Source organism: Chlorogloeopsis sp. ULAP02 (genome assembly GCF_038404745.2).
In the GTDB taxonomy this organism is placed as follows: Bacteria; Cyanobacteriota; Cyanobacteriia; order Cyanobacteriales; family Nostocaceae; genus Chlorogloeopsis.
In genome coordinates this window covers 145,110-170,054 of the sequence record NZ_JAYKTT020000044.1, presented here as the reverse complement: position 1 = coordinate 170,054, position 24,945 = coordinate 145,110, and the positions used below count along the sequence as shown (strand labels likewise).

Sequence of the window (24,945 nt, the reverse complement as noted above, 5' to 3'; positions counted from 1 at the left end):
AGCATTTTAACGGCGGAGAATCTTAGATTTTTTAATATTTAATTTAAAAAGATTGTAATTTCCTTATGAATGATTACCATAATTTAGCTCCTTTAACAAAAACTGGTCGTCGTTTTGTTCTGACATCAGTAAGCATATTTATTGCATCAATCATGTTTGCTGGTTGTAGCCGAATTTCAGGAACAGTATCCTCCAATAGCCAAGAGGATATCATTAAAGTCGGAGTTACTGGCATAGTCTCTGAAGATATTTTGAATTTTGTTAATAATAATCTTGCTAGTCAAGAAAATCTAAAAATTGAAGTTGTAAAATTTAATGATTGGATACAGCCAAATACAGCATTAAGAGACAAAGTAATTGATGCTAATTTTTTTCAACACAAGCCTTTTATGAATAATGCTATTAAGGAAACTCAAATTAAATTAGTAGCATTAAATACAATTTATTTGAATACACTTGGTCTTTTTTCCAAACAGTTAAAATCGGTGAATGAAATCCCCCAGAATGCTACTGTGTCAATTGCCAACGATGTCATTAATAACGACAGAGGACTAAGGTTATTAGCAGCTAACGGACTAATTCAGTTAAAAGAAAATGCTAGAGAATTTGTTACTCAAAGAGATATTGCTGCTAACCCTAAAAATTTGCAAATCAAAGAAGTAGAAGGTGTACAAGTTGTCCGAGCTATTAATGATGTAGATTTCATTGTATCCACAGCTCAAACTGTTGCTTTAGCAGGAATAGAACCCAATTCGATGGGAGCAGAAACAGCTAAGGACAAAAAATATGCTCTGGCATTAGTGACATTACAGGGTAGAGAAAATGAGGTGAAAATTCAAAAATTAAATAAACTGCTCGTTCATCCCCAAGTCAAAGATTTTATTAATCAAGAATATAAAGGAAGAATTATTCCTGTTTTTTAAATTTAGAAATTTTAAGTTAATATGAAACGTCGATTTTTAATAATTACTGGAAGCTCATTTACAGGATCTATTATCTTTTCTGGATGTAATAATAATCAGAATCAAAATTCTGGTAATTCTCCTGCAAATACAACAGCTTCTCAAGTTCAAAATAATCAACAACAAGAGGTGATTAAAGTTGGTGTATGGGCAGTTATTTCTGAGGATATTTTAAGGTATGTCAAAGATAATCTGGCGGCAAATGAAGGTTTAGATATCCAGATAGTCAAATTTAATGACTGGATACAGCCAAATACAGCACTTCGAGATGGGGAAATAGATGCTAACTATTTTCAACATAGCCCTTTTATGAAAAATGCTTCTAAACAACTTAACCTGAATTTGGTCATGCTCAATCCTGGCTTTTTAACACCACTTGGCATTTATTCCAAACGGCTTAAATCTCTGAGTGAAGTACCACAAAAGGCAACGATCGCAATCTACCAAGACAGAAGTAATGGCGATCGCTCTCTAAGATTACTTGCAGACCAAGGTTTAATCAAGCTCAAGGACAATGTAGGAGAACTCACCACAGTTCAAGATGTTGCTGCAAATCCGAAAAATCTACAATTTCGGGAGTTAGACGGGCCTCTGCTCGTGCGATCGCTCGATGATGTAGATTTGACTGTATTCTCTGCTGGTTTGCGTTTGCAAGCTGGATTGCAACTACAACCTCTTGTCCAGGAAACATTAGCTCAAAAACATTATGCTGTGGGACTAGTCACCTTGCAGGCAAAAGAAAAAGATCCAAAAATTCAAAAGCTGAATAGACTGCTAGTTGATAGCAGAGTCAAAGATTTTATCAATCAAAAATATCAAGGTGCTGTCTTAGCTGTTTTTTAGGATTAAAAAAATAGGCGTTGCATAATTGCGGGATGATTTTGGAATTTGCATCAACCATAATCCCCGCGTTTCCGTGTCTTTGCGTCCCCGCGTCAGCCTCAATCATCCCCTTATTCAGCAAGGCCAAAAAATAATACCCCGTACCCAACGGATAGTTCAGTTAATCAGAAATAAAGAAATATTGACTTGATTTTTGTTGTCAATCAAAAAATGGTATGCTTAGTTTTGTTAACTACTGTAAATTGATAGATTTATAGTAGATTAATGTTAATACAAAAATATGGCTGCTGTTTCAACTCCTAACAATTCAGATGAAGGAGTAAATTGTGGTGAATTATTTAAAACAGCACAGCTTTCGGTACAAACAAGTGCAACCTGCTAAAAGAACTTTTCTGGTTGTGGCGTGTATTGGTTTCGTAGTGTCTGGTTGCAATCAACAAACGACAGTCAATGGTGCTGCTAACTCATCGAATTCTGCTTCAAAAGCTCTAAGTAGCAATCAAACGACACAAAAAACTAACTTGATTCGGTTAGGATACCAAAGAGGCGGGATTATTCCCATCGCACGTCAGCGCGGCGAGTTAGAACGTCAGCTATTAACTCAAAATATTAAAGTTGAGTGGAACGGAGCATTTGACCGTTGTGCAACCCTTCTGGCTGCTCTGAATGGAAATCGAGCAGATATTGGTGGGTGTGGTGATATTCCTTCCATCTCCGGAATAGCTGCTGGACAGCCTCTTTGTATTGGCTCTGTACAGCGCCCTAAACCAGATGCTTTGGGTAATGCCATTTTAGTTCGTGGTGATTCTTCCATCCGTAACCCTGCTGATTTAGTTGGTAAAAAAGTAGCTGTCAATCAAGGAGGCGCAGGTGAGTATCTGCTATTAAAAGTTTTAGAAAAAGAAAATATTCCCAAAGAAAAAGTTCAGCGAGTTTATCTCTCGCCAAATGATGCTGCACCGGCTCTCTATCAAGGTTCTGTTGATGCTTGGGCAGTTTGGGAACCTTATATTTCCATCGCTGAACTAGAGCATAAAGCTCGGAGAATCACTACCACACACCCTGCTCCTACTTACGGCATTATGGTTGTCCGCACTGATGCAGCTAAAGAAAATCCCGTAACAGTAAAAGCTGCCCTCACAGCTTTAAGCCAGGATGGTGAATGGCTTAATCAGCATACTGACGCTGCTGCAGATTTTATGGTCAAAGAGCTAAAAGTCTCTAATGCTGTAGCCAAGCAAGCGACTAAAAATCGAGGGCCAGAGTCCTACGCTTTTCCTAATACTGAAGATATCGCCAATCTCCAAAAAACTGCCGACTGGTTACTAGAGCAAAAAATTATTCCCCAACGAGTAGATATTGCTGCGGCAGTGTGTCCTTTGGAAACTACTGCTGCGAGGTAATAAACTGGGCGTTGTTCTTACAGGTAGGTTTAAAAGATAAATTATCAGTTTTACCAGCAAAATTATTAGCAAAACCCGCCCCTACCAACCACTAACCACTCACAACTAACTAATAAATGGGAGCGACATTTCAGATATGCCTGTAGAATTTATCGGCATGATTGGAACGCGAAAAGCGTCAGAATTACACGGCCCTACCGTATCACTAACGGGAGGAAGTGTAGATCCAGAATATGTCCGCAAATTTGCGAAAGTCCATGAAGATGGTGGCTTTGACCGAGTGCTAGTCGGTTATAGTTCTACTGGGCCTGATGGTTTCAGTGTAGTTAGTTACGCGGCTTCGGTGACAGAACGACTCAAGTTTTTACTAGCACATAGACCAGGGTTTGTGACTCCTACTCTCGCTGCACGTAAGCTGGCAACTCTAGATCGCTTTACTAATGGTCGTGTTGCTGTTCATATCATCACTGGTGGCAGCGATGCTGAACAACAACGAGATGGTGATTGGCTTGATCACGATACACGCTATCGCCGCACGGATGAATATCTCAACATTTTGCGGCAAGTATGGACAAGTGAGGAACCCTTCAATTATGAAGGTGAGTTTTACCGACTCAAAGGAGCATTTTCGGAGGTAAAACCGTTACAGAAACCCTATATTCCAATATATTTTGGTGGTGCTTCTGGTGCTGCTGTTGGTGTGGGCGTAAAACACAGCAATGTATACGCCTTTTGGGGTGAACCGCTAGCAGCTATTAAACAACGTATTGCCGAAGTCAAAGCCGCAGCACCACCAGGAGTTGAGTTACGGTTTAGTATTTCCTTACGTCCGATTTTGGCTGAGAAGGAAGAAAAAGCATGGGAAAAGGCGCGTTATATTCTCTCACGTATCAAAGAAACTCGTGCTAAGGCGGGAATTCAACTACCACCTGGTACTTCCGCACGACCCCAAGCTGTCGGTTCATTACGGTTACTAGAGTTTGCAAAAGAAAGCGAAATTCATGACAAACGTTTGTGGACACCGATCGCTGCTGTGACGGGAGCCTATGGTAATACTACTGCCTTAGTAGGAACTCCAGAACAAGTGGCAGAATCGTTGGTTGATTATTACAAAGCTGGGGTAACAACACTATTAATTCGCGGTTTTGATCCGGTAGAAGATGCGATCGCCTACGGTAGAGATGTGATTCCCTTGGTACGTAAACAAGTGCAACTACTAGAACAACAAACATTAACCGTCGCCTAAAATTAAAAACCGCAAATGCGGAAAATATAAAGAAAAGGGGAGAATGCGTAAGCCTTAATCCGTACTTTTTGCATCCATAACCTTAAAATCCTATGCCTTACACAAATGTTCTTGAACTTTTAGAAGCAGATCAATGGTTTATTGATAGTCCTGACTTACATGAGTTTGTTGCTATTGCTAAAGAAATTATCTCTAGCACGACTCATAACCACACAGAAACTCTCAATACCCTTGAACCCCATTTCGCTGCACTATTAAAGAAACAGAATTGGCTACCAGAGCATTTCGCCCAAGCAAATCTTGATAGTGGTTTGGGGGGAGGTATCGGACAATGGTTGCTCTATCGTTCCCAGGATCGTTCGCTTACCATCTTTAGTTTGGTGATTCCCCCTCATTCGATCACCCCTGTACATGACCATTTATCTTGGGGACTTGTAGGTTTATATAAAGGCAAACAAGAAGAAACTGTCTATCGTCGCGTAGATAGCGGTGAGTTAGAAGGACAAGCTCAGTTAGAGATTGTTGGTATCTATCAAGTCAAAAGCGGTGACATTTATCGTTTGTTACCTCCTGAAGGAGATATCCACTCTGTAAGAGCCAGCACAGTATTTACTCCTTCTATCTCAATTCATGTCATGGGAAATGACACTGGTAGCATTTGGCGAAACCAGTATAACCCAGAACAAGGAACTGTGCAGTTGTTTCGCTCTGGATATGCCAACGCACCTGTTAGCAAACAAAAGTAAAAATCATGCCGAAATTTGATAGACCTCAACCACCTGTTTTTGAAAGAGTTGAAGAAGAACGCCTTTACCGCAAACAACGCCTAGCAGCTGCATTTCGTGTGTTTGCTCGTTTTGGTTTCAGTGAAGGAACAGCAGGTCATATTACTGCCCGCGATCCAGAATTTACTGACCATTTTTGGGTCAATTCATTTGGCAAGTACTTCGGTCATATCCGCGTGTCTGACTTGATTTTAGTAGATAGAGAAGGGGAAGTTGTCAAAGGAGATGCGCCTGTAAACCGCGCTGCTTTCGCTATTCATTCCCAGATACATGAAGCGCGACCTGATATCGTTGCAGCTGCACACGCCCATTCCCTTCACGGTAAAACTTGGTCAAGTCTTGGTCGCCTTCTTGATCCGTTAACTCAAGATGCTTGTGCTTTTTATCAAGATCATGCCCTGTTTGATGACTATAAAGGTGTGGTTTTAGATACGTCGGAAGGGAAAAGAATTGCTGAAACTTTAGGTAACAAGAAAGCTGTCATCCTCAAAAATCATGGCTTTTTGACAGTAGGGCAGACAGTAGATGAAGCAGCTTGGTGGTATGTAAGTTTCGAGCGTTCAGCTCAAGCACAACTGTTAGCGGAAGCAGCAGGAAAACCCATTCCTGTTGATCGCGACATTGCTACTTTAACCCATAGCCAAGTAGGAACACACTCTGGCGGCTGGTTCAGCTTCCAACCGCTCTATGACAGAATTGTGCGGGAAGAGCCGGATTTATTGGAATAGTCATTAGTTGTTCTCCCTGCTCCTTTGCTCCCCGTGTCCCCGCATCGATCCAAACGCGAAATCTAAAAAACCTACACCTGTCATTTCTCTGCGTTCGCCTGTCCTCTATCCCTAAAAATCAACGTGTCTATCAAGTGGCGACAGCTAAATTTTCTTCTAACTGTGGGTTGCTTATCGATAGCAACAGTAGCTTGCTCACAGGTAAAATCTACCAAATCTACAACTAATACTGATAATTCTAGTCAAAATGCTATTGCAGTATCAAATAACATTGAACTACGGGTGGCAAAGTATAAAGGTGGATGGGACTTAGATTTAAAGTTAGCCGAACTGGATAATTTCCCTTACAAAATTCAGTTTACTGAGTTCACCGGGGGTAATTTGATGGTACAAGCAATTAATGCTGGTGCGATCGACCTCGCCTCTGCTAGTGAGATTCCACCCATTTTTGCTATCGAATCTAAGGCATCTGTAAAAATTATTGCTACCAGAAAAGGGCCTACTGTTGGTCAAGTTGTACTTGTACCCAAAAATTCTACAGCAAAAACGATCGCCGATCTTAAAGGTAAGAAGGTGGGTTACGTTAAAGCCACAACTGCTCACTATTTCCTGATTAAGATGCTGGAAAAAGTCGGGTTAACAATGAAGGATATCACTGCGGTTCCTTTGTCGATACCTGATGGACTTTCTGCTTTTCGTAAGGGCGATCTTGATGCTTGGGCTACCTACGGTTACTCTATCCCGCAAGCAAAAAAAGAAGGAGCATGGGTGCTTGAATCTGCAAAAGATATTTTGAGCGGTAACTTTGTGATTATCGCTGCTCCCAATGCGATCGCCGATCCCGAAAAGAAAATTGCGATCGCTGATTTCCTCTGTCGTCTGCAAAAGTCCCAAGTTTGGCGGGAAACCAATCTCAAACAATGGTCGAAGAGTTACGCAACTGCTATCAATGTTGATGAAAGCATCGTTTACGAAGATGCCCAAGAAGGACAACAACAGCGCCGCCAACAGTTGCTTCCTGTCTCTGATGAAGCTATTAATTCTCAGCAAAAAGTGGCTGATACCTTTTTCAAAGCGGGTGTCATTCCAGCAAAAGTTAATGTCAAACAACTTTGGGATAGTACTTTCAACGAAGATATCGCTAAATGCAATTAGAAAGCAGGAGTAAACAGTCAAATGTCAAAATCACCTGTTTTAGAAGCATCTGCTACCACAACAGCACAGTCTTTTTCCGATCTATTTGCATTAGTTGAATCCCTAGCAGATGACTTTGCTACTCGCGCTGCTGCTCATGATCGCGATGGCTCGTTTCCTTTTGAGAATTTCCAGGCACTCCATCAAGCACAACTATTAAATCTGACTATCCCACCGGAATTTGGCGGTCAAGGTGTAGGGTATGCTACGGCTTGTCGGGTGATTGAAAAGATAGCAAGTGGCGACGCATCTACTGCCTTAGTACTAACAATGCACTACTTACAACACGTCAACGCTGCCCGAACTCGGCGCTGGCATCCGGCTGTTTACGAAAGGCTATGTCGAGAATCAGTACAAGGTATTGCTTTACTCAATGCTGCACGTGTGGAGCCGGAATTAGGCACACCTGCTAGAGGTGGATTACCTGCAACGATCGCCAAACATACACCTGATAGTTGGCTAATTACTGGCCATAAACAATACACTACAGGCAGCCCGATTCTGCGTTATTTCGTAGTTTGGGCGCGGACAGATGACAACGATCCCCAAGTGGGCAGTTTTCTTGTGCCTCGCAATCTCCCTGGTGTCAAGATTGTAGAAACTTGGGATCATTTAGGGATGAGGGCAACAGGTAGCCACGATTTAATTTTAGAAGATGTCTGCATCCCAACAGAGTATGCCTTAGATGTCCGTCCCCTCAAAGCTTGGTCATCGCCCGATCCATTAATGCTAGCGGGTGGTAGTTTATTTTTGAGTGCATTGTATCAAGGGGTAGCGACAGCAGCGCGAGATTGGTTAGTTAAGTATTTAAATGAGCGATCGCCTACTAATTTAGGTGTAAGTCTGGCAACTTTACCCCACTTTCAAACATCTTTTGGTGAAATTGAAGCATTACTATACACCAATGATCGCCTAATCTACACTCTGGCTGCTGACATTGACGAAGGTGAACACAATCCAAATGTTCATTTGCAAGCACAAACGGTTAAATATATGGCTACAAACAATGCCATTCGTGCAGTAGAAATCGGTTTAGAACTAATTGGTAATCCAGGTTTATCTCACAAAAATCCTCTAGAAAGATATTATCGAGATGTTCTTTGTAGTCGTATCCATACACCACAAAGGGATGTGATTTGTTTGTCTTTAGGAAAAGTAGCATTGGCAATTAAAAATTAGAAATCAAATGTTAAATTCAAAGTTTTATTTTTAGAAAGTTCACTTTCTAAAAGGGGTAAAGAGATGTTCAATGGACAAATTGAAAAAGGATTGTTTGATGGAGAACCCTGGTCACCGGGACTACAGACAAAATTACCAATTCATCTTCAGTTGTTAGTAGAAAAAGAACAGGGAAGACAAGATGTTTGGGAGTTGCCGAACCTAGAATATGAGGATGCTACAAATAAAAAGTTCACAAGTTCAAAACTCATGCATAAACATCCTAAATTCTCATTTTTTAGATTCTTTCGGAGATTGTTTTTTAACTAACTTTTGAAAGTTACACAAGACTTTTTTGAGTTTTTTCAACTTTTGCACTCTTGAAGTTTTCGCTTGGCTGCTACTTAGCGTCTTTTTTTCGTGTAAGTTTTTGTTTTTGCAATGCACGACGCACATCGTACTTTTACTGAGCCAATGATGATAATTTGTCCCCAATACTCAGAGTATTCTGCTAATGTTGCATCTGGGTATTGTTCAACCATTGCCGATAATTGAGCCTCATTTCCATCCAACTCCCCCTTCATTACTCCACCTTGTTGTCTTGGTTCTACGTGACCTTGAGAGGAATTATCTTTTGTGTAAGCTTTGACTATTTTTTCTCGCAAGTCGATAGAGTTAAAGCTTCATTTTACCAGTTTGTGTACTCTCATTACTGTACCTCATTTACCTGCGATCTGCTGTAAATGCCAGTCATTGGTATAACCATCAGTGCTGGAATATTGACACATGGGTGACACTGCAATCCGATTGCGATAAGTGACAGCACCAATAGCAAGGGGGTAAATAAGTAGGCCATCTGAAGTATGAAGGGTAAGGTGTAAAAAAAGATTTACACAAATTTAGAAAATTAAGCCTTTAACAGCAGATTTCTAGACTTTGTATTCAAGTTGATTAATAAAGCATTTTATGTCATTATCTACCGATATAGCAGTTAAATACTATAAATCTATCAATTTTTAGTATTTAGTGATTTTTTACACTTTAATTATGGTTTAATATTTTAACAAAACTGCTATTAAAAAGAAATTTTTGACGTAAATCCACATTTTGAATCCATATGACAAATAGTAATATTGATTAAATTATGTGTATTTACTTAAGAATTAGATAATGTTCCCTACTTCCGTGTTTACAGTGTCTATCTATGTCAATTCAGTTCTTGAAGACCATAATTTTTAGTATTTGGCAATTTTTCACTGCTATTTTGCAGCATCGCAAAACCCGTACATTATCTTTACTGTTCGCTGTTGGATTGGGTATTAGCTTGGTAGTTTCTGCCTGTTCTTCAGGTGCCACTAACCCGCAAGCCAATACCTCTGCTAATAACCAGAGTACTGCTCGTGGTATTACAGTCAACATCGGATATCAAAAGGCAGCTACTGTTCTTAATGCTCTCAAGAACCGAGGTAGTTTAGAGCAAGCTTTAGCTGCTAGTGGTGCATCTGTGAGGTGGACAGAATTTCCTGCCGGGCCACCAATGCTGGAAGCCATGAACGCAGGTAGTATTGATTTTGGGTACACAGGTGAATCACCACCCATCTTTGCCCAAGCCGCAGGTGTTCCTTTGCTTTATGTTGCTTACGATCCTTGGAGTCCTAAAGCAGAAGCGATTATTGTGCCGAAAAATTCAGCAATTAAAACTGTCGCCGAACTCAAAGGTAAAAGAGTTGCTTTTGCTAAAGGTTCCAACACTAACTATCTCGTTGTTAAAGCTGTAGAATCTGCCGGATTAAAGTATAGTGACATCCAGCCAGCATATCTTACACCAGCAGATGCCCGTGCAGCCTTTGAAGGTGGTAACGTTGATGCCTGGGCAATTTGGGATCCTTACCTAGCGGCAGTTGAGCAAGCAATAGGTGCTAGGACTCTCACAGATGCAACAAATTTAGCACCCAATCGAGGTTACTATCTTGCTCGTAAAACCTTTGTAGATTCTCACCCAGATGTGTTGAAAACTGTCTTAGATGAAGTCACCAAAGTAGACAAATGGGCTGCAAGCAATCCAGAGGAAGTTGCTAAGTTTCTCGAACCAGAATTAGGTATTAAAGCATCTGCACTAGAGATTGCTGAAAAGCGTCGAGAGTATGGTGTTTTACCTCTCACAGATGAAGTCATCACTCAACAACAAAAGATTGCTGATACTTTTCAAAAAATCAACCTCATTCCTAAGCAAATCCAAGTCAAAGATATCGTTTGGAAGGGTAATTAATAGAAGGCAGGAGGCAGACGGCAGAAGGTTTTTCTCCTACACCCCTGTACCCTTACGCCCCTACACCCTCTTTCAAGTCAGCGGGAATCCTATTCATCTGTTGTACTTTTCCATTTCACAAAGGTATGGTTATGGACATAAATACCCAACGGATAAAAACTGATGTGCTTGTCATCGGTGGCGGTACGGCGGGAACGATGGCAGGTATCAAGGCAAAACAAGCAAATCCTAATGCTGAGGTGCTGATTTTAGAAAAGGCTAATATTCGCCGCAGTGGTGCGATCGCAATGGGTATGGATGGGGTGAATACTGCTGTGATTCCCGGTCATTCTACCCCTGAGCAATACGTCCGCGAAATCACCCTGGCTAACGATGGCATTCTCAACCAAAAAGCAGTATATCAAACAGGCAAATTAGGTTATGAAGTCATCCAAGAATTAGAAAGCTGGGGTGTGAAGTTTCAAAAAGATGCTCAAGGCAACTATGACTTGAAACAAGTACATCGTGTGGGTAAATATGTCCTACCCATGCCAGAAGGTAAAGACTTGAAAACCATTCTGACCCGGCAAGTTAAACGTCACAAAGTTAAAGTTACAAATCGTGTCATGGCAACCCGCGTGTTAGTTAAAGCAGGACGCGCGATCGGTGCAGTGGGATTTGATGTTAGAAACGGCGATTATATTGTCATTCAAGCGAAAGCCGTCATCCTCTGTACAGGTGCTTGCGGCAGATTAGGATTACCTGCTTCTGGCTATCTATACGGCACTTATGAAAATCCTACTAATGCCGGGGATGGCTACTCAATGGCATATCATGCAGGTGCAGAACTCAGCAACATTGAATGCTTTCAAATTAATCCCTTAATTAAAGATTACAACGGCCCCGCTTGTGCCTATGTTGCCGGGCCTTTTGGCGCTCATACAACCAATGCTGAAGGAAATCGCTTCATTAGTTGCGACTATTGGAGTGGTCAAATGATGTTGGAAATCTGGAAAGAATTAAACTCTGGTAAAGGCCCAGTCCAACTCAAAATGACCCATCTTGATGAAGATACAATCGCTGAAATTGAATCCATACTTTGGGCGAATGAACGACCAAGTAGAGAACGCTTTCATCAAGGCAGAAAGGAAGACTACCGTACCCACGGCGTAGAGATGCATATTTCCGAAATAGGCTTATGTAGCGGTCACAGTGCTTCTGGTGTGTGGGTAAACGAAAATGCCGAAACAACTGTCCCAGGTTTATATGCAGCCGGAGACATGGCCAGCGTTCCCCATAATTACATGATTGGCGCATTTGTTTTCGGTCGTATAGCCGGAACTCATGCCATTGAATATATTCAAGATTTAGATTTTCTAGAACCAGATATAGAGTTTTTAGAAACAGAAAAAGCTAGAATTTATGCCCCTTTAACTCGCCCTAACGGTATACCTCATACCCAGGTGGAATACAAATTAAGACGCTTAGTGAATGATTATCTACAACCACCAAAAACAGGTAACAAAATAGAAATTGGTTTGAAACATTTTGTTCAATATCAACAAATATTAGATTTAATGGGTGCTCGCGATCCCCATGAATTGATGCGTTCTATAGAAGTGCATTTTATTAGGGACTGTGCAGAAATGGCAGCCAGAGCATCATTATATCGTCAAGAAACTCGTTGGGGACTTTATCATTACCGCTTAGATTATCCGGAAAAAAATGATGATGAGTGGTTTTGTCATGTCAACTTAAAGAAAGATGAATCAGGACAAATGGTATTGTTTAAGCGTCCTGTAGATCCTTATATTGTAGAAGTAGATGTAGTCAAGGAAGTCTACAATGTAGCTGTACAGTAATATATTCAATAACTGATTGATTCTTAATCGTAAATAATTTAAAAATGATTACTGGAGTTAACCACATTACTTTATCTGTCAGAAATTTAGAGGAATCTGTAACTTTCTATACCAATGTGCTAGATTTTCGCTTACTGGCAAAATGGCCTAAAGGTGCTTATCTTTCAGCTGGTGACATTTGGTTGGCATTGATTTTAGATCAGAAAGTTCGAGAAAGCCCTCTACCTGAATATACCCATATTGGTTTGACTGTTTCTGTGGAAGATTTTCCTATTCTTAGCCAACGCATTCAACAATCAGGAGCAAAAATTTGGCAAGAAAATAAAAGTGAAGGTGCTTCTTTGTATTTCCTTGATCCAAACGATCATAAGCTGGAAATTCATGCTTCTGATTTAGATACTAGAATCAAAACTGCTAAAGCATCTCCGTGGGAAGGGTTAGAATTTTTTATTTAAAGTTCATTTAATAAAAATGTCTATCTATAATTCAATTGGAAAACAATACTCAAAAACTCGCATTCCTGATGTCCGCATTGTCAATCAATTAATTGATTTACTAAATTTACAAAAAGGCAGTATTATCGCCGATATTGGGGCTGGTACTGGTGGTTACAGCCTAGCCCTAGCTAACCAAGGATTTTTTGTTCATGCCGTTGAACCTTCTATAGTGATGCAAAAACAAGCAGTAGAGCATCTACAAGTTAAATGGTTTACTGGCTATGCAGAAAATTTACCTCTACCAGATAAGTCTGTTGATGCTGTTGTCAGTATTCTGGCAATTCATCACTTTACTCATCTCGAAAAAGCATTTCAAGAAATGTACAGAGTTATTAGAGATGGGACAATAGTTTTACTAACTTTTGATATTAGATTTGCTCAGAAAATATGGCTTTATGATTATTTCCCGTTTTTGTGGGAAGATGCTTTACGATTTTTACCACTTAACGAACAAATTAATTTAATTCAGAATAATACTAAAAGGCGTGTTGAAGCCATACCTCTTTTGTTGCCACATAACTTGTCTGATTTATTTGCAGCAGCAGCCTGGAGAAAACCAGAGTTATATCTTCAACCAGAGGTACGTGCCGGAATCTCATCTTTTGCTTTAGCAAATCAAGATTTAGTAGAGCAAGGATTACAGTTATTGTCAGCAGATTTAAGGAGTGGAGAATGGACTAAAAAATATGGTGACATTCACAATTTTAAAGAGATTGATTTAGGCTATCGCTTTATCCGCACAACACTGGATAATTAAATAATTATAATTGAAAATTATGAAAAATAAAGTCACTATAGGTGAGCAAATTAAAATTAGACAAGCTGAGATTAAAGATGCAGAACAAATTGCTAATCTTTGCGAACAACTTGAATATTATGTTACAAATCAAAAATTAAAGCAGCGCTTTGACAAAATCCAAAGTATAGATTCTCATATTGTGTATGTTGCAACTTTAGCAAATGAATATATAATTGGTTGGGCGCACGCTTATATTAGTGATTTATTAATTATTCCAACTCAAGCTATTCTTTTGGGATTAGTGGTAGATAAAGATTATCGTTATCATGGAATTGGACGTCTTTTAATGCAGCAAATTGAACAGTGGGCATCTCTATCTGGATGTGATGGTGTTATGTTACGTTCTAGTATTAGACGTAAAGAGGCACATTTATTTTATGAAAAAATTGGCTATACCAATATAAAACAGTCTTTGACTTTTCATAAAAAATTACTGTAGTAAAAGTATATGCAGTTAATAGAAACATTTACTACTCATCGTCTGGTAGCTGTACCTCTACAATTGCAACATTTGAATGAACTTTATCGTATGCACCAAAATAAACAAGTTATGGCAACTTTAGGCGGTGTTCGTTCTGATGAAGAAACACGGCTTTTTATATTAAATAACTTAAATCATTGGCAGCAGTATGGATTTGGTTTATGGGTGTTTAGAGATAAAGTTAATAATCAGTTCGTTGGTCGCGCTGGTCTACGCAAGACTCATGTAGCAGATAAGGATGAAGTAGAATTAGCTTATGCCTTAATGGCTAAATTTTGGGGAAAAGGATTAGCTACAGAAATGGGCGAAAAAATCCTAGAAATTGGTTTTAAACTGCTAAATTTACGGGAGGTAGTTTGCTTTACTCTCACAACTAACAAAGCCTCACAAAGGGTGATGGAGAAATTAGGATTTAAATACGAGGGTGAGATTATTCACGCAGATTTACCACATTTATTTTACCGTTTAATAGTTTAATTGCAACTTCATGGAGTAGGTTTATGGCTTTAATCAATCAAAGAGTAGATGCTCCTGTCATTGTTGATGAATCAAAATGTTTAGAAAAATGCACAGCCTGTATTGAAGTTTGTCCTCTCGATGTACTAGCAAAAAATCCAGAGACAGGTAAAGCTTATATGAAATATGATGAATGTTGGTTTTGTCTACCTTGTGAAAAAGAATGTCCTACCAATGCAATTACTGTCCAGATTCCATTCTTGTTACGCTAATTTTAGCGATGATAAATGATTCATGAAATTATATCTTTGCTGATTTTACTAATTGGCTTTTTGTTTATGTGGTTATTAACAAACGAAGAATAAAAATAAAAAATAATGAATATTGATACTGATTCTGAATTAAACCAGTGGCTAGAATTGTTGCGATCGCCTGATGTAAATGACCGTCTAGTAGCTGTTAAAGCTTTACAACATCTAGGTGATGAGGAAACCATAGACGCATTAATACTTGCTTTGAAGGATGAGCATATTGCTGTGCAAAAAATAGCAATATCTGCTCTTTGGGAAATTGCCAACCCTGTTGCTATTCCTGCTTTAATTGAATGCCTTAGTTCAGCAGATAGAGATGTTTGTAATGAAGCTGTATCAGCTTTAAATGAGTTAATTACACAAGATGAATTATTACTTTTATTAGATAAATTACAAAGTAATAATATTAATCTTCAATTAAATATTTTAGTACTTTTACGGAAGATTCATGATATTCAATCTTTACCGTATATTTTACCATTTTTAGAAGCAGAAAATCCTCAATTAAGAGAAGCAGCTGTTACTACGCTGCGATATATCAATCAATTAGAAAAATGTCCCCAAGCTTTAAATTTAATCTTAGATCAAGAAGTAATTGTTCGTCGTGCGGCTACTTTAACTTTAGGAAACTTAAAAGATACAGAGGTAATTACAAAACTTGCTCAAGCACTTACAAATGATAGCGACTGGCAAGTTCGTCGTAATGCAGCTATATCTCTGGCTATTCATGAAAATTCTCAAGCAATTTCAGCATTAGAGATAGCGTTAAGTGATAAACATTGGCAAGTCAGGAAATCAGCAGCACAAGCTTTGCAAAAAATTCCAGATACTCAAGTGATGCCGAGATTAATTCAAGCATTAACAGATGAATATGCAGATGTCCGCAAAGAAGCTGCGATCGCACTTGGTAATTTAGGGCATCACGATGTGATTAACCCCTTGCAACAAGCCTTAGACGATCCTGATAAAGAAGTGTCTATCCAAGCGCAACGGGCAATTCAGAAAATTCAAACAGATAAAATAGTCTCAAGGGAGAAGTAAATGATTAGGGGAAAACGCAATGGAAAATCAATTTCCTAGAATGAACCCGTACTTGGAACAGCCTAAACTTTGGCATCAAGTTCACAATCGTTTGATTGTAGCGATCGCCATAACAGGATGCTTGCATACGAGAAATTTTGGAGAGGATCTAAACAAGAGCGATCGCACTTGGTAATTTAGGGCATCCTATAGAATAATTACAATAAAAGAAGCCGTGCAACCAAAATCTTTAAGGAAAACTTACATGCTACAAACACCTGCTCAATTTCTTACACTAGAAGAATTTTTGCAGTTGTCAGAAACTAAGCCTGCCAGCGAATATATTGATGGGCGTATCATCCAAAAACCGATGCCGCAAGGAGAACACAGTGCAATTCAAACTGAGTTAGCTCCCGCTATCAACTCAATCCTAAAAACCAAAAAGATTGCACGAGCTTTTTCAGATTATCGTATTCAGCATTAGAATAACAGTATCTGCAAAATCCCTACAAAACCACACGCCGCAACTCTGGGAAAACCTTTGATACTTTACTCAAGACATAATCGCCATACGTCCCGTAAAAATCATGAACGCTAGCGCCATCCCAGCGTTCTTTGCAATCGTCATTTATCACGCCACCTAATTCAATCGGTTTTACTTCAACATTGAAATTGGGATCGAAAAAGAAGGGAAATGAAAGGCGATCGCGTCTCGACAAGTTCTGAACCCGATGAGGTGTAGAACGATACAAACCTCCAGTCATTTTATCTAGCATATCGCCGATATTACATACAAAAGAACCGGGAATGGGAGGTGCAGCAATCCAACCAGACTTTGATTTTACTTGCAACCCACCTGAATCATCTTGCTTGAGAATAGTTAAAATTCCATAGTCGGTATGTTCGCCCACTCCCCAACTATCTTCAGCATCCGATGGCGATGAATAAGCAGGATAGTTAAAAATACGGAATAATATTAATGGGTCTGCTGTGTAGCGATCGGCAAAGTAAGATTCTTCCAATCCCAAACTGAGAGCAATACCAGCCATGAGTATATGTCCAAGTTGCGTCATTGCCTGCATATATGCAAGTACTGTCTCGCGAAAGATGGGAATATTGGCAGGGAAAAGGTTGGAACCATGCAACGGAGTATAAGCTTGTACTAGTGGGTGTTCCTCTCCCAATTCCGCACCAAAGTAAATTCCTTCCTTGCGATCGGGTTTACCGGAAGTTAGTTCATCTCCCACTGGGAAATACCCCCGCCATGCTTTACCACCCAAAGCCATGCGGATTTTGAGTTTAGTTTCCAAATCTTGGGCAAAAAACTTTCGGCTGAGTTGTTCTAAACTTTGTTGTAAATATTCATCTACGCCATGTCCAACGATATAGAAAAACCCGCACTCACGACACGCTTCCCCAATTTGGGAGGCAACGGTATGGCGTTCATCAGTTCCAGAAACCAAAGCACTAATATCAATGATTGGAACCGACGAAAACTCTTGAGCTACAACTGGCGAGATTTTCATGCTATTGTCCTCCTCGTTGTGCGCAGTCAACGCTCTTATAAAAAGAATTATGACGCACTCATCGATTGAACAGGTGCGAGATTTAGCAAGAATATTTTTGTGGAGTTCTGAATGTCTAGCCATCAATCTCCCTTTCAGCACCCAGAAGATAAGGTGCAGCCCAATTCACGTCAGCAACAAGTTGTCCAAATTCTCAAACAAATCATCGAACCCACTGTCAAAAATGACATCGTGAGTTTGGGAATGGTACGAAATTTACGTATAGTTAATGACTATGTTTACCTGCGTTTCTATATTGGTTCCCATCAGCACCAATTACAGGCAGAAATAGAATCTGCATTATCCTCTTTAGCGTGGTGCAAAAAAACTTACATTCAACTCTGTACAATTCCCGGCATTAAAACAACCCTAGCAGTTTCTAGTGGTAAAGGTGGCGTGGGAAAATCCACCACAACCGTGAATATAGCGGCAGCTTTGAGATTGCAAGGTGCAAAAGTCGGATTGTTGGATGCTGATGTCTACGGCCCAAATGTACCCCAAATGTTGGGATTAGGACAAGCAGATATTCAAGTGATTCATACTCCCGCAGGTGATAAGTTTTTGCCCCTAGAAGCCCAAGGAATAAAAGTGATGTCAGTAGGTTTACTAGCAGAAGCAGATCGTCCTTTGGCATGGCGAGGCCCAGTGTTACACAAAATTATCACTCAATTTCTGCAAGATGTGGAATGGGGCGAATTAGATTATTTATTGATTGATTTACCGCCAGGAACAGGAGATGCTCAAATCACGATTATTCAAGAAAGCCCAATTTGTGGAGTAATTTTGGTAACAACTCCCCAACAGGTGGCGATCGCAGATGTTCGACGTAATATCCATATGTTTCGCCAAGGTGGTGTTCCTGTGCTTGGCATCATTGAAAATATGAGCTATTTAATCTGTGGAGATTGTGGTTCACGCACACCAATTTTTGGTAGTGGTGGCGGCGAGCAACTTGCAGCAGAATTACAAGCGCCTCTGCTGGGACAAATTCCTATTGATGCTCGTATTTGTCAAGGTGGCGATATCGGAAGTCCGATTGTAATGAGCGATCGCACCTCACCAGCCAGTCAAGTTTTTACACAAATCGCTGCTGCATTGAATACTACCTTTGCTTGGTATAGCTTTGGATGATGGCAGGGAGCATGGATAAATCCTCAATAATTTCATCAGCTTCAGCTGAATATCCCCAGTAACTATCGCGTTTCCAAATTGTTTTCATGCCAATATTTTTGGCTCCTAATACATCAACTTTTGGATGATCTCCAACAAATACACTCTGTTCTGCTTTTACTCCTAATTTCCGTAATGCTCTAGAAAAAATCTCTGCCTCTGGTTTTCTAACTCCCTCACTCTCAGAAATTAAGATAGCCTCAAAATAATTTTCAATTCCTAATCCTTGTATTGAGTTTTGCTGAAACTTTTCACGACCATTTGTAATAATTCCTAATAAATATCCTGCTTGCTTCAGAGCTTCTAGAGTGGTTTGCAAGTGAGGAAAAGGAACACAAGAAAAAATAAATTGATGTTCGTAATCTCGTAGTAAGTCTTGCCAACTTAGTTTTTCAATGGAAAACTCAGATACCAAGCTTTGATAAACTTTATCTTTCCAAACATAACCCCGACAATCTAACTCAATGAATCTAGAAATATAATTGTCTTTAGGAATGCCATGCAGTGCAAAGTCAAAGCGATCGTATTGAGTGGAAACAAATTGCTTGAGTGAAGTCTCTCGATCAAGTAGAGTTCCATCCAGGTCAAAAAGAATTGCCTTAATCATTAAGCTTTCAGATTCCTACCTATGATTTTATAGCTCCCTCGCGGTTGTTCGCCAACGTAAAATGTGGGCTTCCAGCCGACGAATCGACCAATCTAAGAAAACTCCTATCACTACTAGAACAACCAAAACCGCCCATGCCCGATCAACATTCAATACACCTTGAGCTGCCATCAATAAAAATCCCAGCCCTTTGGTAGAGCCAACGTATTCAGCCACAATTGCTCCCACCAATGCCATGCCCAAACTAGTGCGAATTCCGGCAATTACCCAAGTCATCACTGCTGGGAGTATCACCATCCGCAGAATTTGTAGCCGACTTGCTCCCATAACTTGAAATGCATCTACTAATTCCTGCTCAATACTACTTAGTCCCTGGTAGGTGGTAAAAAAGATAGGAAAAAAGGCGGTTAAGGCTGCCAAAATTACTTTTGAGGTTAAACCGATGCCAAACCAGACAATAAAGAAGGGAGCTAAAGCAATTCGGGGAATAGAATTTAAGATTTGAATGTAGGGTAACGTTAATAAAGCACTTTGGCGAGAGTAGGATAGTATAATCCCCAGGCTCACTCCAGCAGCGATCGCGACTGCTAATCCTCCCAGTGCTTCTTGAAATGTCACCCACACATGAATCAAAATATCGCCACTGGCTACCAGTTGAATCAGTTCACTAGCAATTCCACTTAGCTTACCTAAAACAGCAGCTTCTAGAAACTTAAAGCGATCGCTCCAACTACCGCTAGCAAGTTCCCAGACAAACAGAATTATAAGCAATGGTAGTATCTGAAGTCCCAATCTGGAAAATTTTGCCAGTCCTTGAATACTAGGTTGTCTAAAAATTTTCTGCCTTTGAGTAGCCCGTTCGATAAGGAGTTTGTTGCTCACTGATACCCTCCCAGTTATGGCGGTTTCAATTCCAGTTGAATCCACGTTGCTCTAGCGAATCTGTTATTTTGTCTATAGTGAGAAAGCTATTGTGCATAAATCCCGACTAGGGATTGGAATAAATCCTGCCATATTTCTCTTTGGAGATTTTGAAACTTGGGATCGGTGCGGATTGTCAAAGCGGAGCGATCGCTTGGCAGTGGTATTGAAAATTCTCGCACTAATCTACCCGGACGCACCCCCAACAAAAAAACCCTTTGGGAAAGGACAATAGCTTCTTCTAAATCATGAGTAACTAATATAAAAGTACATCCCGTATCCCGCCAGATGCGCAGAAACTCATCTTGCAAGAGTACGCGGGTTTGAGCGTCTAAGCTACTAAGTGGTTCGTCAAGTAACACCACATCTGGCTGATAAATTAATGTCCTAATGAGCAAAACTCGTTGTTGCATTCCGCCTGAAAGTTCACTGGGGTAGCTGTGTTCAAAGCCTTGCAGCCCATACTTTGCTAATAATTCCAAACCTTTATTTCGCCGTTCTATTTTAGGCACACCACGAATTTCTAGAGGTGCAACCATGTTCTCCAAAACTGTACGCCACGGCAGTAAGGTTTGCTTTTGGAACAAATAGCCGAGTACTTGATGGCGGGGACGTCTAATTTCTCCATCGAGTTCTACCCCTGCTCTGCTAATACCTGCCAGTGCGTTCAATAAAGTACTTTTACCACACCCACTAGGGCCGATCAAACTCAAGAATTCTCCTGGTTTTACGGCAAAGCTAATATCTTTGAGAGCTTCAACTCGTTTATGTTTACTCCAATAGGTAATAGAAACGTGCTGTGCTTCCAAAGCGTAAGGACTAGGTGAATTCGACTCACGATTAAGCCCGATTTCCAGCTGCGGCATCGTATACACCCTCTTCATACGGCACTAACTTCGTGACAATTTTAGTGTCTATAAATACTTTCTGGTCAGCTAAATAAGCATTTTTACTAATAGAAGCGTTATCAGGAATGGCTCTTTTAATATCTCTTTTAATACTCTCAGTCAGTACGGGGAGAGGAGTTCCTTCGTAGCGCTTGGCAACTGTCTCGGCTACTTCTTCTGGACTTTTAGTATGTAAATATTGCATCGTCTGGTTGACAGCCTCAACCAATTTGGCGATCGCATCTGGTTTCTCTTTCAAAATACGCTCATGGGCAAGCCATGCCCTAGTCATTGCCTCTGAGGCTCCAAAATATTCTTGGTGTACAGATGGCTCTGTAGGATCTACTAAGGTAAAACCTGCCTGCTCTTGGATCAAGCGTGTCAAATCTGGTGGTGGAGTTACTGCTGCATCAACTTGACCACTCTTAACTAAGGCATAATTTGTACTAGACTCACTGGCAACATATTTGACATCCTTACTTGGATCGAGTCCGTGATGTTGCAGGTACTTTTGAGTCAATGCCCAACTCCAACTGCCAATTGCTCCCACAGAAATGCTTTTACCTTTGAGATCCAAGACTTGTCTAGTAGAGGCTTCTAAATCTTTGCGAACAATTAGCGCTGCATCAACAATATTTCGACGATTAGCAACAACTTTTAGAGGTATGCCTTTGAGACGAGAAAGATAGACGTGCAGTGGAGCCTGAGCACTAAAATCAATTTCTCCTGCTACTAAAGCATCCCGCATCTTTGTGGCACTCTTAAACTGGATAATTTCTGCTTCTAATCCAGCTGCTTTGAAGTAGCCCAAATCATAAGGAATCCAAACATCGATAGAATTGATCCCGGTAACTGCCCCTAACTTAACAGTAGTTTGGCTTTTGACGGCAGGATTTTTACTAGAAGTAGTAGTGGAGGCATTACTATCCTGGTTCTCTAACTTTCCAGTTGAGTTGGAATCCTGACAAGCGATGAGTGTCAAAGCAGTCACAGTTCCCAAAGAAAAATTTTTTAAAAAACGTCGGCGTTTTACCATTGCAACTATCCTTTAGGAAAATATTGAACTAGTGCAGTGGGCGGAAAGAAATATCTAGAGAAAAGGCGGGAGAGATGCGCTTAAGACATCCCTCCCAACTTCAGAGGAGACACAAGGTTTAGTTGCACGAAAGCTGCCAATTTATGAAAGCAAACTTAGTTTGTAACCTAACTTCAGATGGTTCAAGCAGAAACAAGTTGCGTATCAACCACTTGCTCATAAGTCGCGTTTGGAGCAATTAGTTCTCGCTCTACCATCCAGCGATAGGTACTGTCAAATCCTTCTCGACTCAGAGGCTCTGGTGGTAGATAACGTGGCACTTTAATTGCTGCCCGGACTTTGTCTATTGTCTGTGCATCAATGCCATCCTTAACTAGGATATTAACAAGTTGTTCTTTATATTTTTCTGGTTGTTGGTTAATTTTATCTACAGCTTTGGCGACTGCTCGGTAAAAAGCTTCTAATGTTGGTTTATCCAGCTTTTCACTTCCAACCCAGCCACCGCGACCAGGGTATTCTAGAAGAGGACGGAATCCCTTGACTTGTGCCAATGTGCTGTAAGGTTCCATCAAGGAACTAGCTTCTACCTGAGCAGTAAATAATGCTTCCGCCCGCTTGATGGGTGCACCAAAGTGAATCAGCTTGATTTGATTGCGGGGTATACCGTGATTTTCCAAAGCTTCATATGCTGCAAAGTAGGAGCCTGAGTTGAAGTTAACAGCAATTGGTACTCCAGCCAAATCTTTTGGTGTGTTCAATCCAGAGTTTTCTCGCACGTAGATGGTGTGAACCATGCCAACCGTGCGCCGATTACCAATAATTTTTCCAGACTGGAGTTCTACTACACGCTTAATAATGCCCCACTCACAGGCTGAATAAACATCAATATTACCAGCACATAGATTAGTTTCTTTGTAGCTCTTAGTCAGATCCGCAGTGGATTGACGCAGGGCTTCTTCCGTGCGTTCTCCTTCTGTGAACTCAACACTAATACCTTCCTCAGCAAAGAAACCTTCCTGGTGTGCAACTTGCCAAGGCAATACCCAACCGCCTGAGTCAAACAATCTTAAATGAGTCGTGATGGAATTACTACTCATGGTAATTTTGTAAAATTTTGTAATGAGCGTAGGAGAAAATTTAATAAGCTTTGATAGTTGCAATTGCTTAAACTATGTAGTCAAGTTTTGTTTTCAACTAGAGCTACATTCTTAAGAGCTTTGCTTCAACTAAATTTTCTCTCTTGCTAAACTACGGTAAACTGGTAGATAAACCGTATTTGCTCTTAAAAGAAAATATCTCATAGTTTTTTGTAAAAAGCAAGCTTATAAAATTTCACGGATATTTCTTAAGCGTCAAATATATTGGAGCTTAGATAGCGCGATCGCATGGTTTGCCTATGTAAAAGCTGCTATCTTCTACCTAAAACAACTTTGCTTGATGACTAATTAAGTTGAAAAATTCTTCACGAGTTTTTTGCTCTTGAAATACACCTACCATTGCACTAGTGACAGTCCAAGAACCAGGCTTCTGTACTCCCCGCATCACCATACACATATGAGTAGCTTCAATCACAACCGCAACACCCTGTGGTTCGAGAATCGTCTGAATAGCTTCGGCTACTTGTTTGGTTAATCTCTCCTGCACTTGCAAGCGACGGGAATACATTTCGACGATCCGGGCAAGTTTGCTTAATCCCACGACTTTTTGATTGGGGATATAAGCAACATGAGCTTTACCCATAAACGGCAACATATGGTGTTCGCAGAGGCTAAAAACATCAATATCTCGTACTAGTACCATCTCGTTATGACCTTCGTCAAAAATGGCACCGTTAATCAATTCTTCTAGAGATTGGTGATAGCCACTGGTGAGAAATCGCATTGCCTCTGCTACTCGCTTGGGTGTTTTCAAGAGTCCCTCACGATTGGGATCTTCTCCCACGTCTAGCAGTAGTGTTTTGACAGCAGACTCAATTGGCTGTAAGTGCGATCGCTCATCATTTAGGGTTGTGGAGCAGAATTGGTAATTAAGCTCGATTGTCATTGGCACTCTAACCTAAAAATATTTTGTGATTACACTAATTTTTTAGCGATGCCCTAAGATGGGATGAGGTTTGTATGGTTCCTCAAGCAACTTGCGTTCTTCCTCAGCAAGCACCAAATCCACAGTTTCAACTGCTTCTTTGAGATGTTCTATCTTACTGGCACCAATGATAGGTGCAGTCACTCCCGGTTGATGCAACAACCAAGCTAGGGCAATTTGCGCTGGTTTAACGCCCCGTTTTTGCGCTAAATCGACTACGCGATCGACTATTTGAAAATCCTGCAATTCCCCCTGAGCATGAGCTATCATTCCACGAACAGCAGGTAAAATCACCTCTAACCAAGTTGCTTGTACATAGCAATGGCAGCTAGATAGAGTTGTTCGCGTTCGTTGGCGTCAGCAAGATGTGTTTTAGCAGCATTAAGATAATTTGCCGCCTGGGCGAAAGTATCGCTAGTGCCAGAAAACAGATAGAAAGCTGCTGCATAAATATTGGCAAGGGTAGAGAGTGGATCTGCTTCAACGGCTTTTAGGATAACCTTAGCGTTGTTGCCAACGCTCAATAATTGCTCGCAAAAGCCATTAATGGCATTTAGAGCCTCTAATGAGTTAGTACTAACAGCCAGATTTTGAGAGTCTTTTAGCATCGCTGTTTCCAAACGATTGCGTCGCTACATTTATTTCTGTCTTTTATCTTTAAAATACGGTAACTCTATCGAGTTA

Annotated in this window: 28 protein-coding genes and 2 pseudogenes; 20 read left to right on the top strand and 10 right to left on the bottom strand. The window is 40.4% G+C overall.

The features are described 5' to 3' along the window. Window positions 1-65 precede the first annotated feature (65 nt). The 9 genes from U2718_RS15710 to U2718_RS15670 all read left to right on the top strand — a co-directional run bounded on the left by U2718_RS15710 (window position 66) and on the right by U2718_RS15670 (window position 8,649). Window positions 66-923: a MetQ/NlpA family ABC transporter substrate-binding protein gene (locus U2718_RS15710; RefSeq protein WP_341998774.1), complete on the top strand. Its 858-nt coding sequence runs from the start codon at window positions 66-68 to the stop codon at window positions 921-923. A gap of 21 nt (window positions 924-944) precedes the next feature. Further along, window positions 945-1,805: a MetQ/NlpA family ABC transporter substrate-binding protein gene (locus U2718_RS15705; protein ID WP_341998777.1), complete on the top strand. Its 861-nt coding sequence runs from the start codon at window positions 945-947 to the stop codon at window positions 1,803-1,805. Window positions 1,806-2,134: 329 nt separating this feature from the next. Next, complete coding sequence (locus U2718_RS15700; protein ID WP_341998779.1) at window positions 2,135-3,208, top strand: aliphatic sulfonate ABC transporter substrate-binding protein; 1,074 nt, start codon at window positions 2,135-2,137, stop codon at window positions 3,206-3,208. A 136-nt stretch (window positions 3,209-3,344) separates the two neighbouring features. Next, window positions 3,345-4,454: an LLM class flavin-dependent oxidoreductase gene (locus U2718_RS15695; RefSeq protein WP_341998781.1), complete on the top strand. Its 1,110-nt coding sequence runs from the start codon at window positions 3,345-3,347 to the stop codon at window positions 4,452-4,454. 92 nt (window positions 4,455-4,546) lie between these two features. Continuing rightward, a complete protein-coding gene (locus tag U2718_RS15690) occupies window positions 4,547-5,200 on the top strand; it encodes a cysteine dioxygenase family protein (RefSeq protein WP_341998783.1) in 654 nt (217 codons plus the stop codon). A 5-nt stretch (window positions 5,201-5,205) separates the two neighbouring features. Further along, window positions 5,206-5,967, top strand: a complete 762-nt coding sequence (locus U2718_RS15685) for a class II aldolase/adducin family protein (RefSeq protein ID WP_341998785.1) — start codon at window positions 5,206-5,208, stop codon at window positions 5,965-5,967. Between the two features lie 123 nt (window positions 5,968-6,090). Then, window positions 6,091-7,122: an ABC transporter substrate-binding protein gene (locus U2718_RS15680; RefSeq protein WP_341998787.1), complete on the top strand. Its 1,032-nt coding sequence runs from the start codon at window positions 6,091-6,093 to the stop codon at window positions 7,120-7,122. Window positions 7,123-7,143: 21 nt separating this feature from the next. Then, window positions 7,144-8,340, top strand: coding sequence for an acyl-CoA dehydrogenase family protein (locus U2718_RS15675; RefSeq protein WP_341998789.1), 1,197 nt, complete (start codon window positions 7,144-7,146; stop codon window positions 8,338-8,340). A gap of 63 nt (window positions 8,341-8,403) precedes the next feature. Then, window positions 8,404-8,649, top strand: a complete 246-nt coding sequence (locus U2718_RS15670; RefSeq protein ID WP_341998791.1) for a hypothetical protein — start codon at window positions 8,404-8,406, stop codon at window positions 8,647-8,649. 74 nt (window positions 8,650-8,723) lie between these two features. On the opposite strand, the gene U2718_RS15665 is transcribed toward U2718_RS15670, so the two are convergent. Next, on the bottom strand, window positions 8,724-8,984 hold the full coding sequence (locus U2718_RS15665; protein ID WP_341998793.1) for a hypothetical protein: 261 nt from the start codon (window positions 8,982-8,984) through the stop codon (window positions 8,724-8,726). 554 nt (window positions 8,985-9,538) lie between these two features. Here U2718_RS15665 and U2718_RS15660 point away from each other — a divergent pair. The 10 genes and pseudogenes from U2718_RS15660 to U2718_RS15615 all read left to right on the top strand — a co-directional run. Beyond that, window positions 9,539-10,588, top strand: a complete 1,050-nt coding sequence (locus tag U2718_RS15660) for a sulfonate ABC transporter substrate-binding protein (RefSeq protein WP_341998795.1) — start codon at window positions 9,539-9,541, stop codon at window positions 10,586-10,588. 131 nt (window positions 10,589-10,719) lie between these two features. Next, complete coding sequence (locus U2718_RS15655) at window positions 10,720-12,429, top strand: fumarate reductase/succinate dehydrogenase flavoprotein subunit (protein WP_341998797.1); 1,710 nt, start codon at window positions 10,720-10,722, stop codon at window positions 12,427-12,429. A gap of 44 nt (window positions 12,430-12,473) precedes the next feature. Beyond that, window positions 12,474-12,884, top strand: a complete 411-nt coding sequence (locus tag U2718_RS15650) for a VOC family protein (protein ID WP_341998799.1) — start codon at window positions 12,474-12,476, stop codon at window positions 12,882-12,884. A 16-nt stretch (window positions 12,885-12,900) separates the two neighbouring features. Continuing rightward, window positions 12,901-13,683, top strand: coding sequence for a class I SAM-dependent methyltransferase (locus tag U2718_RS15645; protein WP_341998801.1), 783 nt, complete (start codon window positions 12,901-12,903; stop codon window positions 13,681-13,683). Between the two features lie 19 nt (window positions 13,684-13,702). Then, entirely contained in the window at window positions 13,703-14,164 is a 462-nt protein-coding gene (locus U2718_RS15640; RefSeq protein WP_341998803.1) for a GNAT family N-acetyltransferase, read from the top strand. Window positions 14,165-14,173: 9 nt separating this feature from the next. Beyond that, window positions 14,174-14,683, top strand: coding sequence for a GNAT family N-acetyltransferase (locus U2718_RS15635; RefSeq protein ID WP_341998805.1), 510 nt, complete (start codon window positions 14,174-14,176; stop codon window positions 14,681-14,683). A gap of 23 nt (window positions 14,684-14,706) precedes the next feature. Next, window positions 14,707-14,934: a ferredoxin family protein gene (locus tag U2718_RS15630; protein ID WP_289792265.1), complete on the top strand. Its 228-nt coding sequence runs from the start codon at window positions 14,707-14,709 to the stop codon at window positions 14,932-14,934. Between the two features lie 105 nt (window positions 14,935-15,039). Next, entirely contained in the window at window positions 15,040-16,014 is a 975-nt protein-coding gene (locus U2718_RS15625) for a HEAT repeat domain-containing protein (protein WP_341998809.1), read from the top strand. A gap of 19 nt (window positions 16,015-16,033) precedes the next feature. After that, on the top strand, window positions 16,034-16,189 hold the full coding sequence (locus U2718_RS15620; protein ID WP_341998811.1) for a DUF4058 family protein: 156 nt from the start codon (window positions 16,034-16,036) through the stop codon (window positions 16,187-16,189). 69 nt (window positions 16,190-16,258) lie between these two features. Next, a pseudogene (locus tag U2718_RS15615) lies at window positions 16,259-16,465 on the top strand (Uma2 family endonuclease); the annotation flags it as partial. Between the two features lie 34 nt (window positions 16,466-16,499). Here the strand turns inward: U2718_RS15615 and U2718_RS15610 are convergent. Beyond that, window positions 16,500-17,519: an isopenicillin N synthase family dioxygenase gene (locus U2718_RS15610; RefSeq protein ID WP_341998813.1), complete on the bottom strand. Its 1,020-nt coding sequence runs from the start codon at window positions 17,517-17,519 to the stop codon at window positions 16,500-16,502. 111 nt (window positions 17,520-17,630) lie between these two features. Between U2718_RS15610 and U2718_RS15605 the strand changes: the two genes are divergently transcribed. Then, window positions 17,631-18,689 (top strand): Mrp/NBP35 family ATP-binding protein, encoded by a 1,059-nt coding sequence (locus tag U2718_RS15605; RefSeq protein WP_341998815.1) that lies wholly within the window; start codon window positions 17,631-17,633, stop codon window positions 18,687-18,689. Here the strand turns inward: U2718_RS15605 and U2718_RS15600 are convergent. From U2718_RS15600 to U2718_RS15565, 8 genes and pseudogenes are all read right to left on the bottom strand, one after another. Further along, the gene (locus tag U2718_RS15600; protein WP_341998817.1) at window positions 18,661-19,335 is read right to left on the bottom strand and encodes an HAD family hydrolase; all 675 of its coding nucleotides are present in this window, start codon (window positions 19,333-19,335) and stop codon (window positions 18,661-18,663) included. The two genes, U2718_RS15605 and U2718_RS15600, sit on opposite strands and share 29 nt — an antisense overlap. Window positions 19,336-19,362: 27 nt before the next feature. Next, entirely contained in the window at window positions 19,363-20,217 is an 855-nt protein-coding gene (locus tag U2718_RS15595; RefSeq protein ID WP_341998819.1) for an ABC transporter permease, read from the bottom strand. 86 nt (window positions 20,218-20,303) lie between these two features. Beyond that, window positions 20,304-21,122, bottom strand: a complete 819-nt coding sequence (locus U2718_RS15590; RefSeq protein WP_341998822.1) for an ABC transporter ATP-binding protein — start codon at window positions 21,120-21,122, stop codon at window positions 20,304-20,306. Next, window positions 21,097-22,179, bottom strand: coding sequence for an ABC transporter substrate-binding protein (locus U2718_RS15585; RefSeq protein ID WP_341998824.1), 1,083 nt, complete (start codon window positions 22,177-22,179; stop codon window positions 21,097-21,099). Before U2718_RS15585 ends, U2718_RS15590 begins: the two co-directional genes overlap by 26 nt. Window positions 22,180-22,361: 182 nt before the next feature. Then, window positions 22,362-23,276: a hypothetical protein gene (locus U2718_RS15580; RefSeq protein ID WP_341998826.1), complete on the bottom strand. Its 915-nt coding sequence runs from the start codon at window positions 23,274-23,276 to the stop codon at window positions 22,362-22,364. Window positions 23,277-23,598: 322 nt separating this feature from the next. Then, window positions 23,599-24,147: pseudogene (gene folE, locus U2718_RS15575) on the bottom strand (GTP cyclohydrolase I FolE); the annotation flags it as partial. A 117-nt stretch (window positions 24,148-24,264) separates the two neighbouring features. After that, window positions 24,265-24,555 (bottom strand): aldo/keto reductase, encoded by a 291-nt coding sequence (locus U2718_RS15570; RefSeq protein WP_341998829.1) that lies wholly within the window; start codon window positions 24,553-24,555, stop codon window positions 24,265-24,267. Window positions 24,556-24,557: 2 nt separating this feature from the next. Next, on the bottom strand, window positions 24,558-24,869 hold the full coding sequence (locus tag U2718_RS15565; protein WP_341998831.1) for a hypothetical protein: 312 nt from the start codon (window positions 24,867-24,869) through the stop codon (window positions 24,558-24,560). Window positions 24,870-24,945: the final 76 nt, after the last annotated feature.